This window comes from Nocardia sp. NPDC127526 (assembly GCF_042672265.1).
Classification (GTDB): Bacteria; Actinomycetota; Actinomycetes; order Mycobacteriales; family Mycobacteriaceae; genus Nocardia.
This window is the reverse complement of sequence record NZ_JBHXVO010000051.1, coordinates 17,488-30,612: the sequence shown is the minus strand read 5'-3', so window position 1 is coordinate 30,612 and position 13,125 is coordinate 17,488. Positions and strand designations below refer to the sequence as shown.

Sequence of the window (13,125 nt, the reverse complement as noted above, 5' to 3'; positions counted from 1 at the left end):
CCGCGGTTGAGCGGCGGATCCGGCGACCCGCCCGGGGTGCGCGGACAGGCGATCCCTTCCCCTTCCCGTCCATCACGGGCTGGAATCTGCCCGGCGGCGGGCCCGGCCACTATGTGTACCCGGGCTATATTCCCGGCATCGGCTGATTTCCGGTCATCCCGCGCAGGTACTTCTCGATGACGTCGGCGGATTCGCTGATAGCGCCTATGTACCCGTCCGGGCGGACGAGCACATAGGCGCCCGCGGCCACGTCGTAGCCGTCGCATTCCAGCAGCGGAACCTCCGGGATCCCGAGATCCGCCGGGGGCGCGTCGAAAGCCAGCAGGGTGGGGTGCGGGCCGCGGAAGGCTTCGAAAAGTCTTCCGCCCGAAGGCAGTAGCCCGTCCGGTGCGCGGTCACCGGCCCGCAGTGCGCCCGGCGCGGTGCGCGCGTCGAGCGCCAGCGGGCCATTCCGGTAGCTGATGTCCAGCTGGTGGATCGCCGGCGCCGTCCCGCCGTGGAAGTCCTGCCGGTGCAGCCGCGTACTCAGGCCCAGCACCTTCGCGGCAACCGGCATTCGCTCGGCCGCATAGGTTTCCAGCAGTTCCGGGTCGGCTCCGCCGTGCACCGCGGCGAGCTTCCAGCCGAGGTTGTAGGCATCCTGCACGCCGGTATTGAGCCCCTGCCCGCCCGCCGACGAATGGGCGTGCGCGGCATCGCCCGCCAGCAGCACCCGGCCCACCCGGTATCGATCGACCATCCGCACGTTCACCCGGTACAGCGAGATCCACCGCAGGTCGTACAGGTGAATATCGGTGCGGCCGGACCGCTCCCGGCACAGCCGCCGCACCTCCTCCAGCGTCGGCTCCGGCGCCTCGTCCGCGGGCATCGAGGCGACGAATTGGTAGTACTCGCTGCCCGGCAGGTTCCACAGCGAGAACCGCTGCCCCACATCGCCGGCGCCGGTGAGAATGTGGCAGTACCGCCCGTCCAGGCCGTCCACGCGGAGGTCGCCGATCAGGGTGCGCTCGGTCTCGAAGGTATCGCCCGCGAAGCCGACGCCGAGCGCCTTGCGGACGGCGCTGTGCCCGCCGTCCGCGCCGACGAGGTGGTCCGCGCGTATCTCCCCGTCCGCGGTGTATGCCGTGACGCCGCCGGAATCCTGTGCGACACCGAGTATCTCGGTATTCCACTGCACGCGCCCACCCAATTCGGCCAGCCGGTCGTGCAGGAGCTGCTCGGTCCGCCACTGCGGAATGAGCCACGTCTGCGGGTAGGGCACGGCCGGTGAGGCCGAAAGTGCCGGAGCGCCGAGCATTTCACCGACGGACCGCTCCCACAGCACCTCGCGCCCCCGATAGAGGCGGAATTCCGGGAACGGCTCGCCCCCCGCCAGCACGGCGTCGAGCACGCCCAGGTCGTCGAACACCTCGAGGGTGCGCGGTTGCAGGCCCTTGGCCCGCGAGCCGGGAAACACCCCTGCGGCCCGATCGACAATGCGAAACGGCACCCCGTGGCGGGCCAGGTCACAGGCCAGGGTCAGTCCGGTCGGCCCGGCGCCGACGATCAAGACGGTCACTGCATTCCTTCACGATGTAGGAGCACGAGCAGCACATCGTCGACGAGGCGGTCGATGAAAGCCGCGTCGAAACCGGCGCCGATCTGCACCTGGCGCATGATCATCGCCTCGGCCACGTCGTGCATGAGATCGGTATCGATGTCCGCTGGCAGGTCACCGCGGGCGATCGCGCGCCGCAGCGCGTCATGGAACGGGGACAGTTCCTCGTTGTCGATGTGCTCCCGCAGCGCGCCGGCCAGCTCCGGATCGTGCCGCATGGCCGCCACGAGCCCGCCGATCATCGCCAGGAAACGCTCGGAAGACTTGGTGCACAACATCTCCAGGACCGCGACCAGGTCACCGCGCAGCGACCCGGTATCCGGGATCGCGGCGTTCTGCTCGGCGTCGTAGGCGTCCAGGGCCGCCTTGACCAGTTCGGCCTTGTTGCGCCAGCGTCGGTAGATGGTGGCCTTGCTGGCATTGGCACGCGCCGCCACCGCATCGATCGTGAGCGCCGGATACCCGTGCTCGGCGACCAGATCCAGGGTGGCCGCCAGGATCGCATCGACCCGCTGTTGTCCTCGAACCACTCCCCGAAGTGTACGGTACCGTTTCGTACACTTCAAGGCGGATCGGGCCGGGGCCGATCAGGCGACGACCGCGAGCTCGTCGCGCGCGAGCAGCGCGGCGTAGGAACCGTCGCGGGCCAGCAACTCGGCATGGGCGCCGCGTTCGATGACGCGGCCGCGGTCGAGGACCACGATCTGATCGGCGTCGCGGATGGTCGAGAGCCGGTGCGCGATGGTGATGGTGGTGCGGCCGGCCGACAGGGCGTCGATGGCGTCCTGGACCTCACGTTCGGTGCGGGTGTCCAAGGCACTGGTGGCCTCGTCGAGGACCAGGATCGGCGGGTTGCGCAGAATGGCGCGCGCCACTGCGAGGCGTTGTTTCTCACCGCCGGAGAAGCGGTAACCGCGTTCGCCGACCAGGGTGTCGTAGCCGTTCGGCAGCCCGGTGATGTGGTCGTGGATCCGGGCGGCGCGGGCCGCGGCGTGCAGTTCCTCGTCTGTCGCATCGGGTTTGGCGAAGCGCAGGTTGTCGGCCACCGAGGCGTGGAACAGGTAGGTCTCCTGGGAGACGACCCCGACCGTGGCGGACAGGTCGGCGAAACTCAGGTCGCGGACGTCGATTCCGTCGAGGGTGACGCGGCCGGCGGTGGCGTCGTAGAGGCGGGCCACCAGGTAGCCGAGAGTGGTCTTGCCGGAACCGGTTTCGCCGACAATGGCCAGGCTCGTCCCGGCCGGGACCTCGATATCGATGTCGCGCAGGATATCCCGATCGGCGGGGTCGTAGGCGAAGCCGACCTGCTCGAACCGCACCGCGCCCGCCACGCCGCCGGCGGGCAGCGCGACCGGCTTTGCTGGTTCAGCGATATCCGGTCGCAGATCCAGGTATTCGAAGATGCGGCTGAACAGGGCCAGCGAGCTCTGGACCTCGACGCCGGTGGACAGCAGCATGACCGCGGGACGCAGCAGCCCCGCTTGCAGGGTGGTGAACGCGACCAGCGTGCCGATGGAGACCAGCGGGGTTCCGGCGGCGGAGGTCAGTCCGGCGGCCCAGTAGACGACGGCGGGCATGGCGGCCATGACGATGCCGATGGTGGACTGCCGCCAGCGCCCCGCCATATTGGAGCGGATCTCCAGATCGACCAGATCACGCGATTCCCGGGTGAAGTCGCGCACCAGCGCCGGGGATCGGCCCATGGTGCGGCCCAACAGGATTCCGCTCACCGACAGCGACTCTTCGACGATCGCGGACATGGACGCGAGCTGCCGCTGCCGCTGGGTGGTGATGCGGCGGCGCTCGGATCCGACCCGCCGGCTGATCCAGACGAAGACCGGAAGCATGGCCAGCGACACGAGCGTCAATCGCCAATCCAGGGCGAACATGGCCACGACCGCGGCCAGCACCGAGGTGAAGTTGGCAATGAGCGAGGTCGCGGTCGAGGTGACCGTGGACTGCATCCCGCCGATGTCATTGGCGATCCGCGATTGCACCTCACCGGTGCGAGTCGCGGTGAAGAACGCGAGCGGCATGGACTGCAGCCGCTCGTAGACGGCGGTCCGCAGATCGTGCATCACCTGCTGGCCGACGGCCGTCGACAGATACGTCTGCCAGACGCCGAACACCGCGGTCAGCGCGGCGACGGCGATCATGCCCAGCGCCAACAGGCTCAGCAGCCCGGTGCGCCCGTGCGGCAGCGCGTCGTCCAGAATGCCCCGCAGCATGAACGGCGAGGCCAGCCCCACGATCGAGGACAGGCCGACCAGCGCGCCCACCACGGCGAGCCGGCCGCGATACGGATGAAACAGCCGGATGATCCGGCGAAGTTCGGATCGGGCAGCCATAGGCGCCTCCCTTCCTTCGGCAATACGCCCTATAACTGAGCCTGACTCATAATTGTTCCCATGAACAATGATCTATGCTCAGAACCATGGACGAGGCCTCCGAGGGCGACCTGCCCGAACTGTTCCTGCGCGCCGCCCGCCGCATCCGCCGCACCCAGTCCGCCGACCTCGCCCCCCTCGGCCTGACCCCCGGCCAGGCCCGAGCCCTGCGCGTCCTCGCTCGCGCCGGCGAACCGCTGCGCATGTCCGCCCTCGCCGACCGCCTCGGCATCGTCCCCCGCTCGGCCACCACCGTCGTCGACGCCCTGGAGTCCGCGGGCCTGGTCACCCGTTCCGTCGACCCGGCCAACCGCCGCGCCACCCTGGTCGCCCTCACCGACTCCGGCCGCGCCGTCCTCACCCGTATGGCCGATGCCCGCCGCCGCGCCGCCCGGGATCTTTTCGCCGTCCTCTCCCCCGACCGCCGGGAAACCCTGCGCACCATCCTCGCCGAACTCGACGCCGCGAATATCGCTGCGACCCAACCGGATAGCCCCTGCTAGAGCGGCGCCACGGCGAACCAGCGGTCCACCAATTCGCGAGCCGGGCTCGTGCCCAGCGCCTCGATGCGGCAGAAGTTGCGGGAATCGTCGAACCACACCGTCAATCCGGACACCACGGCATTCTGGGAATCGGTCTCGGTCCACCAGACGACTCGGCCCCGGCCCGAGGCCCGCACCCAGGATTCCTCGCCCAGGATCACGGTCCGCGGGCCGAGATCGGCCGGTGCCGCGCTGCGATCCGCATTGCAGCCCACCCAGAAGAGTTCCACCGGCCGGCCATTGCCTCGACAGGTCAGGACTCCGATAGCGCCGACAGTGGTGCTCGGGTCGACGGTATTCGAATTGTTGTCCGTCGCTACACAGGTGGCGCCTTGAAAGCCACTGGACAGCGGGTTCGGTGGCAGCAGCCCGGGAAAGGTCTGCGCCACGAAGTCGAAATTGCGCCATGTCGGGGCCTCGACCGGAACGACGGTCGACGGCGTGGAAACCGCCACGGTGGTGCTCGGGCCCGGATTCCGGTTCACCACAAGGAAACTCGCCGCCGCCAGGGCGGCGATCAGCACGGTCGCCAATGCGGTCGCGGCCCACTTCAGGCGACCGGAACGGCGTGTGCGGGGCGCCTGCTCCGAAGTGAAGGCGGCCACCGCCGCGCCGGCGAGCTCGCCGCACGATCCGAAACGATCGGCCGGTCGCTTGGCCATCGCCCGCGCGATCACCGCGTCGATCGCGCGCGGCAGGCTCGGATCGACCGCGGTCGCGCGGGGTGGTGAATCGTGCAGATGGGCGACGAGCACTTCGACGTCGGATCCGCGCGGAAACGGTTTGCGGCCGGTCAGGAGTTCGTAGAGGGCGCAGCCGAGGGCGTAGACGTCGACGCGGTGATCCAGTTCCGCCGCCTCGATCTGCTCCGGCGCGGCATAGGCGACCGTGCCGACCACCGCGCCCGGCCGGGTCAGCGCGGTCTGATGGGCGACGGTGCGCGCAATGCCGAAATCGGCGACGCAGACCCGGCGGGGACGCGCGTCACCGGACTCGATCAAGAAGTTCGCGGGCTTGACATCGCGATGTAGCAGGCCGGATCGGTGCGCCTCGTCGAGACCACTCGCCGCCTGCGTCAGGATGTCGAGCGCCAGGTGCGGCGGCAGTCCCCCGGATGTCCGGCGCAGCAATCCGGCGACGTCCGGGCCGTCCACGAATTGCATTGCTATCCAAAGAAATCCGTGCTCGATACCCCGGTCCCACACCTGCACGATATTCGGATGGTCGAGCCGGGCCGCCAGTTCCGCCTCCCGCTCGAACCGGAGCCGATATTCGGAATCCGCGCCGAGGGAGCCCGGCAATACCTTCAGCGCGACCAGGCGCGGTAATCGCGGATGCCGGGCCAGATAGACCGAACCCATCCCGCCGCGGCCGAGCAACCTTTCGATGCGAAATCCCGCGAATATCGTTCCGGGCGGCATCCTCTCCGACATGCTCAGCCGCCGTTCACCAGCAGACCGTACTGCGCTGCGGTGCGCTGCCGGAGCACTGCCGGATCGCTCATCCGGATCGTCGCGATGTACCGGTCGTAGAGCACTCGGCACATGTACTGCTCGGACGAGCGATCGGTGCGCTCGACGCAGAAGACATCCGGCAATCCCGCGGGACCCTCGACGGATCGAACGGAATCATCGAAGCCGGCGAAGGTCGTGAATTCCGTCCATGCCGCGCGGGCGGCCGAGGCACTCGCATAGCGCGCGAGAATGTTTCGCGAGTTCAGCGACAGCTGGTCGATCTGCCTGTTCACCTGGCCGTACCCCATGAAGAATGCGGCGCCGCGCCGTCCGAGCACCACCCCCACGGCTGCGAGCCGTCCGCCCGCCCACCCGGCGGTGCCCTCCGCTCCGGCGACCACGACGGCCGGATACGACCATCGACCGGGTGACTCCGGCACCAGGCGGCTGATCATGCCGGCGGAGTCCAGCGGCAATGCCGCCAGCCGGTCCACCGGGGTCGGCGAGAAGTTCCGCAGCAACAGTGCCTGACCCTGAAACACGTTGGCGGCCATGGCGGTGAGTACTCCAAGGTCCGTCGAGGTGTGGGCGGCCAGGACGCTCACCACATAGGCATCGATTGGCAGGGTGGCCGCGAGCGTGGGCACGGCCGGCCGCCAATGCGCGTGTGCGCCGGGGTGATCCGGAATCGTCACCGGCACGTTCTCCGCACTGACCGCCGCATCGATCGCATCGATATCGCGGGCCGCGCGTTCGGCCGCGCCGGCATCCGGAAATCGGAGCAGGATCACCGTCAGCGCACGCGATTTCCCGATCTCGACACCGCCGCGCGTATCGGACTTGCCGACCGCGCAGCCCGCGATCATGCCTTCCCGCTCCAATACGGGGCGCACCGCGTCGGCCAGGAGCACCCGCGCCAGGGCGGGGGTCGGCAACAGGTTCACCGCGTAGGACTTGGCCGAATACACCATGGGCGGAACGACTTCCCCCGGATCCACGACCGCCTCGACCATGCGCGCGGACTCGACGACCCGGCCGTGCGCCTCGTTTCCGGCGGGCGCGACGAGCTGCGCCGGCTCGTAGGAACCGGTATCGAGCTGCCCGGGATCCGGGTAGTGCGGCACCGAATTCCCTTGCACCGTACAGCCGGTCGCGGCGGCCAGCGCCACGCACAGCATCCACGCCGCGACGCGCACCGAGCGATTCGACCCGATCAACCTACAAGGGCGCATCCGGCCACCATTCGGTTCGGAGTTCGGCCCCGGTGTCCGTCTCTCCCATGACCCGGATCGAACAGAAATTGCGATCGGGATTGTCGAAGTACACCTCGAGCATGCCGACCCGTTGATCGGCCAGTGCGGGAATCGTGCCCGCCGGGAAAACGACACTGCCCCAGAACAAGTGGCCGCTACCCGAAGCCCGATTCCAGGTCTCGTCCCCCTCCGGCTGCGCCAGTTGTGCCGCCGGCGTGATGCGCGAGCGATCGCTGTTGCAGGTGAAGGTCATCGACCACACCGGATCGGTATTGCCCACGCAGAACAACTCCACCACGGCATCCGCTGCGCGGACCTCCTGCGGCAGCCGGCTGCCCGGATTGATCGTGCAGGAACTCAACTGCTGATAGCCGGCCGAAGCCGGTATGGGCGGCAACAGGTCCGGAAACGCCTCCGCGATGAAGCCTCCCGCGCCCCATTCCGCGGGTTCGGTGGTTCCCGTGCGCGGCGGATTCGAATGGACCGGAGTTCCGGCGGGTTCACGCAATACGGCGAACGCCAGCGCGCCGCCCGCGAGCACAAGCGCGATTCCCAGTGCCGCGAGCCCCAGCATCCGGCGGCGCGACCGCCGCTCGGGCGGTCCGGCCACCACGCCACCCGCCAAGGCCACCTGTGCCGCCGCCGCCAATTCACCGCAGTCGGCGAATCTGTCCCCGGGATTCTTGGCCAGGGCGCGGGCCACCACCGCGTCGAAACCGGGGGCCAGCCGAGGATTCCGTGCGGTCGGACGCGGCGGCGGTTCGTTCAGGTGCGCGTACATGACCGCGCCGACGGTCTCCCGCGGAAACGGCGGCGACCCGGTGAGCAGGTGATACAACGTGCAGCCGAGCGAATACACATCCGCCCGGCGATCGGTCCGCCCGCCCCGCAACTGCTCCGGAGCCGCATACGCGAGCGTGCCCGTCACACCCGCCGATCGGGCATCGATCGTCGAATCCGTTGCCGCGCGCGCGATCCCGAAATCGGTGACGAACACCCGGTCCGCCGCACCGGCGCGTTCGTCCACGAGAATATTGCCGGGCTTCACATCCCGATGCAGCAATCCGGCCCGGTGAATCTCGTCGAGCCCCTTGGCGGCCTCGGACACGATGTGCACCACCCGTTCCGGCCCGAGCGCCTCCCGCCCCCGTGCGATCAGCTCCGCCAGATCGATCCCGTCCACATATCGCATGGCGATCCACAGCAGCTCGCCCTCTTCCCCGCGGTCACGCACGGTCACCAGATTCGGATGATCGAGCCGCGCCGCGATTTCCGCCTCCCGCAGAAACCGGTTCCGGAAGTCGCCGTCCCGCCCCCGCCCATCGGCCAGCACCTTCAGCGCATCCTTGCGCGGCAACCGCGGATGCTGCGCCAGATACACGGTGCCCATCCCACCGGCACCGAGCTTGCGTTCGATCCGATACCCCGCGAATATCGTGCCCTCGGCGAAGTCCACTGATCCTCCCCGGATTCACCCGGATTCACCATACGCCGTCAGACAACGGCCGGACGTTCGATTCGGCCGGTACCGAACGGGTAAGGGCCGCGGCCTCTTCCGGGTGTTCGCTAGAGCGGAGCGGTCGGCCACCACCGTTCCAGCAGTTCCTGCCCGGAGTTGCCGCCATAGGCCATGACCTGGCAGAAGCTGCGGCCCGCATCGTCGAAGCTCACCACGAGGACGCCGGCTTGCCCGGCGCGGCGTGGATGCGCGACATCGCCCCAGACCATGCGGCCGGAACCGGTGGAGCGCTCCCAGCTGTCCTGGCCCACGATCGTCATACCGGATTCCAGGGTCACCGGCTCGTTCTTGCTGCGATCGGCATTGCACCGCACGACCATCAGTTCGACGGGGTTCTTGTCGCCATTGCAGTGGATCTTCGTGACACCCGATGCCGGCAGGTCCAGATTCACCGGGACTCGCTCCGGATCGAGAGCGACACAGCGTATTCCGCCGGGTCCCGCCGCATCCGGAGAGACGGGTAGCAGTCCGGGGAAGGCATCGGTCATGTACTCGTGGCTGCCCCAGTCGCCGACCCCCGTGGCGGGCGCCGAGGTGGTGAGACTCGTCGAGGCCGTGGTGGCCGAGGCCGGCCCGGCGGTCGTGCCGCCCTGGTCGCCGCCCGGGTTTCGGAGCAGGGCGACGGCGGCAGCGGCCAGAGCGCCCGCCGCCACGAGCGCGCCCACCGCCAGGACGCGCCGCCGGCCGCGGCCCGTCGCCCGGGCATCCGGCGCCGGGATCATCACGCCGCCCAGCGCCGCCCGGGCAGCGGCGGCGAGCGCGCCGCAGGAGGGATAGCGGTGCGACGGATCTTTGGCCATGGCCCGGGCCAGCACACCGTCCAGGCCGGCGGGCAATTCCGGCCGCATCGCCGTCGCCCGCGGGGGCGGATCCGCCAGATGGGCGTGCATGACCGCCGCCGGGGTCGGCCGCGGGAACGGTTTCGCGCCCGTCAGCAGTTCGTAGAGCGTGCAGCCGAGCGCGTAGATGTCGGCGCGATGGTCGACGCGGTGGCCGCTCAGCTGCTCGGGCGCGGCGTAGGCGATGGTGGCCAGCACCGTCCCCTCCTGGGTCAGCTGCGTGGTTTCCCCTGCCGCCCAGCCGATTCCGAAATCCGTCACCAGCACCCGGTCGGGTTGCCCGGCGCTCGGCGCGATGAGGATATTGGCGGGTTTGACATCGCGGTGCACCATCCCGCGGCGGTGCGCCTCGTCCAGACCGCGGGCCGCCTGCTCGACAATGTGGACCGCATGCTCGGGCGCGAGCCCGGCGCCGCCGCGGGTCAGCTCGCCCGCATCGGTTCCGGCGATGTACTGCATGGCGATCCACGGCCGGCCGTGCTCGACGCCGCGATCGTGGACCGCCACGATATTCGGGTGGTTGAGCCGGCCGGCCATGTCGGCCTCACGCAGGAATCGGGCGTGGTACTCCCGGTATTCGGGGTGGTCGGCGTGGGCGACCGACAGGATCTTCAGCGCGTCGCTGCGCGGCAGGCGTGGATGCCGCGCCACGTACACCGTGCCCATGCCGCCGCTGCCCAGCGCCCGCTCGATGCGGTATCCGGCGAAGATCGCGCCCGGGCGCGGATTTTCCGGCATCTTCACCTCGTCACCGTGGCGGCCACGGCATCACAGTGGCGCATCGCGCCACCAGCGATCCACCAGATCCTGCCCATTGGCACCGCCCCACAGGTAGAGCGTGCAGAAGTTGCGTGCCGGATCGTCGAATTGGACCTGCAGGATGCCCTGCGCCTGCCCCTGGAGATCGGTGCTGTCCGCCCATTCCAGCAGACCGCGTCCGGACGAGCGCTCCCATTGTTCCCTGCCCACGACGACCGCATCCGCGATGCGGGGCAGGCTCATCGGTATGCGGCTCGTGCTACAGGTCACCAGCAGTGTGTCGAGGGGATTTCCATTCCCCTGGCACGACATTCGCGTCGCCTTCTCCAGCGGCGCCTTCTGATCGACCTCGCGCAGATCCTCGTTCACCGGAGCGCATCGCATGCCCTGGTATCCGCTGGAGGCGGGGTCCGCGGGCAGCAGTCCTGGAAAGGCCTGCGCCACATAGTCATAGTTGCCCCAAGTCAGGGGGCTCGCGAGCGGGGTGGTCGACTGCGGCGGTGATGTTCCGGCGGATGTCCCGGGCGAGTCTGCCGCATTCCTGACCAGCGCAGTGACACCGGCGACCACCACCACGGCGGCGATCGATCCGGCGACCAGGGCGCGGCGACGCCACGTCTTCGGCAACGGCGTTCGAGGGCGCGCCGCGGGCTGCGGGGCCGCGTGCCGGCTGCCGAGCGCCATTGCGGCTGCGGCCGCCAAGTCCTCACACCGTCGGTACCGGTGCTCCGGATCCTTCGACAGCGCGCGAGCGATCACCGCGTCGATGGCCCGCCCCAACGCGGGATTGCGTTCACTCACGCGCGGCGGAGGGTCGCTCAGATGTGCGTGCATGACCGCGGCCACCGTGGGGCGCGGGAATGGTTTGGCGCCGGTCAGCAACTCGTAGAGCGTGCAGCCGAGGGCGTACACGTCGGCGCGTTGATCGATGCGCCCACCCGAGAGTTGTTCGGGCGCGGCATAGGCGATGGTGGCGAGCACCGCGCCCGCCTCGGTCAGCACCGTGTTTCCCGCAGCGGTCTTGGCGATGCCGAAGTCGGTCACGTAAACCCGGTCCGGTCCGCCGTATCCCGGCTCCACCAGCAGGTTGGCCGGTTTGACATCACGATGCAGGATGCCCGCGCGATGGGCGGCGTCGAGACCGCGCGCCGCCTCGGTCACGATGTGCACGGCGGTCGGCGCGGGTATCGCGCCGGGCGATCGGCGGATCAGCTCACCCGCATCGGTGCCATCCACGAATTGCATGGCGATCCATGGATATCCGTGCTCGATCCCGCGGTCGCGCACCGCGACGATATTCGGATGATCGAGCCCGGCGACCAGTTCCGCTTCCCGCACGAACCGGGCGCGGTAGTCCGCTCCGGCATCGGCGGGAACGGCCAGCACCTTCAGTGCCTCGTAGCGCGGCAGCCGCGGGTGGGCGGCCAGGTAGACGGTTCCCATTCCGCCGCTGCCGATTACTCGTTCGATGCGGTATCCGGCGAACACCGCACCCGGTGCCAGGTGCTGTGTCATCTACTGGTCGCTGTTCACCAGCAGCCCGTATTGCGCCGCGGTCTTCTGCTGGACATTCGTCAGATCCCGGGCGAGAACGGCTGCCACGTAGCGCCCGTACAGCACCCAGCACGTGTACCTCGTCATTCCCCAGAAGTCGTGCTCGGAGAACTCCCAGCACTGAGCATCGGGCACACCTGCTGGAGCGGGAACCACGCGCGCCGATTCGTCCGCCATCTTCTCGTCCTTTCGGTCGAAGACGCGGCGCGCGGTGGCGATGCTCGGATAGCGGAACAGGCCATTGAACCCGTTGTAGGCGACCGATTCCGGAGCGTTCTCCGAATTCTTCCGTCCACCCCACAACCACGTCCCGCGCGGACCATAGGCCACGCCCACATCCAGAATCACCGAATTCCATCCGGCATTGAGCTGTTCGGAGGTGACGATCACCGCCGGATACGGCCATCGCCCCGGCGCGTCGGGCACCATGCGCCGGATCATGTCGTGCGGGTCCAGCGGCAGCGCGGCCAGTTGGTCACGCGGGGTGGGCACGAAATCGTCCAACCGCTTCACCTGCGCGTCGAATGCCTTGCGGGCCAGCTCACTCAGGAGGGGAAGATCCGCCGAGGTGTGCCCGGCGAGCACGCTGACGGCGAAGACGTCGTGGGCGAGGGTGGCCGCGAGGGTGGGCACCGCCGGGCGCCAATGCGCACGGGCCGCCGGGTGGTCCGCGATGGTGACGGGTACGTTCTCGGCACTCACCGCGGCATCGACGGCGTCGATCTCCACGGCGGCGCGCGCGGCCGCATCGGCATCCGGGAAACGCAGCACGATCACACTCAGGATGCGTGACTGCCCGGCTTCCGGAAACCGGTCGTAGGTCCGATCGGTGCCGCTCACCGCCGAGCCTGCGAGCATGCCATGGCGTTCCAGCACGGAGCGCACGGGATCGGACAGCAGCATGGCCGCCTTCGCGGGTGTCGGCAGCGAGACCACCGTGCTGAGACCGGCCGCGTGGGTGAGTGTGGGATCGGCTTCGACCGGATCCATCATGGCCTCGGCCAATCGGACCGATTCCAGCACTCGGCCATGGGCGTCGCTGCCGTCCGGCACTTCGAAGGGCTCGCCACTGTAGGGGCCGGTATCCAGTGCCGCCGGGTCCGGATAGTGCGCTACGGGATCTCCGGTCACCGTGCAGGCGGCGCACAGGGCCACGACCATGGTGGCCAGACCCATTGCGCGGGCTTTGTCGGTCAAGGTCGTCATCACATCAGCTCTCCG

10 protein-coding genes are annotated in these 13,125 nt (G+C 69.1%); 1 reads left to right on the top strand and 9 read right to left on the bottom strand.

Going from position 1 to position 13,125, the window contains the following annotated elements; genetic code table 11:
• Nucleotides 1-124: 124 nt before the first annotated feature.
• The 3 genes from ACFVIV_RS38190 to ACFVIV_RS38180 are packed head-to-tail and all read right to left on the bottom strand — an operon-like array spanning nucleotide 125 to nucleotide 3,945.
• Entirely contained in the window at nucleotides 125-1,558 is a 1,434-nt protein-coding gene (locus tag ACFVIV_RS38190; protein WP_379205070.1) for an FAD-dependent monooxygenase, read from the bottom strand.
• Entirely contained in the window at nucleotides 1,555-2,127 is a 573-nt protein-coding gene (locus ACFVIV_RS38185) for a TetR/AcrR family transcriptional regulator (protein ID WP_379205068.1), read from the bottom strand. Before ACFVIV_RS38185 ends, ACFVIV_RS38190 begins: the two co-directional genes overlap by 4 nt.
• A 57-nt stretch (nucleotides 2,128-2,184) precedes the next feature.
• The gene (locus tag ACFVIV_RS38180) at nucleotides 2,185-3,945 is read right to left on the bottom strand and encodes an ABC transporter ATP-binding protein (RefSeq protein ID WP_379205066.1); all 1,761 of its coding nucleotides are present in this window, start codon (nucleotides 3,943-3,945) and stop codon (nucleotides 2,185-2,187) included.
• 86 nt (nucleotides 3,946-4,031) lie between these two features.
• Between ACFVIV_RS38180 and ACFVIV_RS38175 the strand changes: the two genes are divergently transcribed.
• Nucleotides 4,032-4,487 carry a MarR family winged helix-turn-helix transcriptional regulator gene (locus tag ACFVIV_RS38175; protein WP_379205065.1) on the top strand — a complete coding sequence of 152 codons (456 nt, stop codon included), beginning with the start codon at nucleotides 4,032-4,034 and terminating at the stop codon, nucleotides 4,485-4,487.
• Here the strand turns inward: ACFVIV_RS38175 and ACFVIV_RS38170 are convergent.
• The 6 genes from ACFVIV_RS38170 to ACFVIV_RS38145 all read right to left on the bottom strand — a co-directional run bounded on the left by ACFVIV_RS38170 (nucleotide 4,484) and on the right by ACFVIV_RS38145 (nucleotide 13,110).
• Nucleotides 4,484-5,959 carry a serine/threonine-protein kinase gene (locus ACFVIV_RS38170; protein ID WP_379205063.1) on the bottom strand — a complete coding sequence of 492 codons (1,476 nt, stop codon included), beginning with the start codon at nucleotides 5,957-5,959 and terminating at the stop codon, nucleotides 4,484-4,486. The two genes, ACFVIV_RS38175 and ACFVIV_RS38170, sit on opposite strands and share 4 nt — an antisense overlap.
• 2 nt (nucleotides 5,960-5,961) lie before the next feature.
• Nucleotides 5,962-7,176, bottom strand: coding sequence for a hypothetical protein (locus ACFVIV_RS38165; RefSeq protein ID WP_379205062.1), 1,215 nt, complete (start codon nucleotides 7,174-7,176; stop codon nucleotides 5,962-5,964).
• A 22-nt stretch (nucleotides 7,177-7,198) separates the two neighbouring features.
• Complete coding sequence (locus ACFVIV_RS38160; protein WP_379205061.1) at nucleotides 7,199-8,689, bottom strand: serine/threonine-protein kinase; 1,491 nt, start codon at nucleotides 8,687-8,689, stop codon at nucleotides 7,199-7,201.
• A 110-nt stretch (nucleotides 8,690-8,799) separates the two neighbouring features.
• Nucleotides 8,800-10,329 carry a serine/threonine-protein kinase gene (locus ACFVIV_RS38155; RefSeq protein ID WP_379205071.1) on the bottom strand — a complete coding sequence of 510 codons (1,530 nt, stop codon included), beginning with the start codon at nucleotides 10,327-10,329 and terminating at the stop codon, nucleotides 8,800-8,802.
• A 30-nt stretch (nucleotides 10,330-10,359) separates the two neighbouring features.
• On the bottom strand, nucleotides 10,360-11,865 hold the full coding sequence (locus ACFVIV_RS38150) for a serine/threonine-protein kinase (RefSeq protein WP_379205060.1): 1,506 nt from the start codon (nucleotides 11,863-11,865) through the stop codon (nucleotides 10,360-10,362).
• Nucleotides 11,866-13,110, bottom strand: a complete 1,245-nt coding sequence (locus ACFVIV_RS38145; RefSeq protein WP_379205058.1) for a hypothetical protein — start codon at nucleotides 13,108-13,110, stop codon at nucleotides 11,866-11,868.
• Nucleotides 13,111-13,125: the final 15 nt, after the last annotated feature.

Coding starts and splice junctions, on each gene's coding strand:
- ACFVIV_RS38180 (WP_379205066.1), bottom strand. CDS start 3,945: ATGGCTGCCCGATCCGAACTTCGCCGGATCATCCGGCTGTTTCATCCG.
- ACFVIV_RS38175 (WP_379205065.1), top strand. CDS start 4,032: ATGGACGAGGCCTCCGAGGGCGACCTGCCCGAACTGTTCCTGCGCGCC.
- ACFVIV_RS38170 (WP_379205063.1), bottom strand. CDS start 5,959: ATGTCGGAGAGGATGCCGCCCGGAACGATATTCGCGGGATTTCGCATC.
- ACFVIV_RS38155 (WP_379205071.1), bottom strand. CDS start 10,329: ATGCCGGAAAATCCGCGCCCGGGCGCGATCTTCGCCGGATACCGCATC.
- ACFVIV_RS38150 (WP_379205060.1), bottom strand. CDS start 11,865: ATGACACAGCACCTGGCACCGGGTGCGGTGTTCGCCGGATACCGCATC.
- ACFVIV_RS38145 (WP_379205058.1), bottom strand. CDS start 13,110: ATGACGACCTTGACCGACAAAGCCCGCGCAATGGGTCTGGCCACCATG.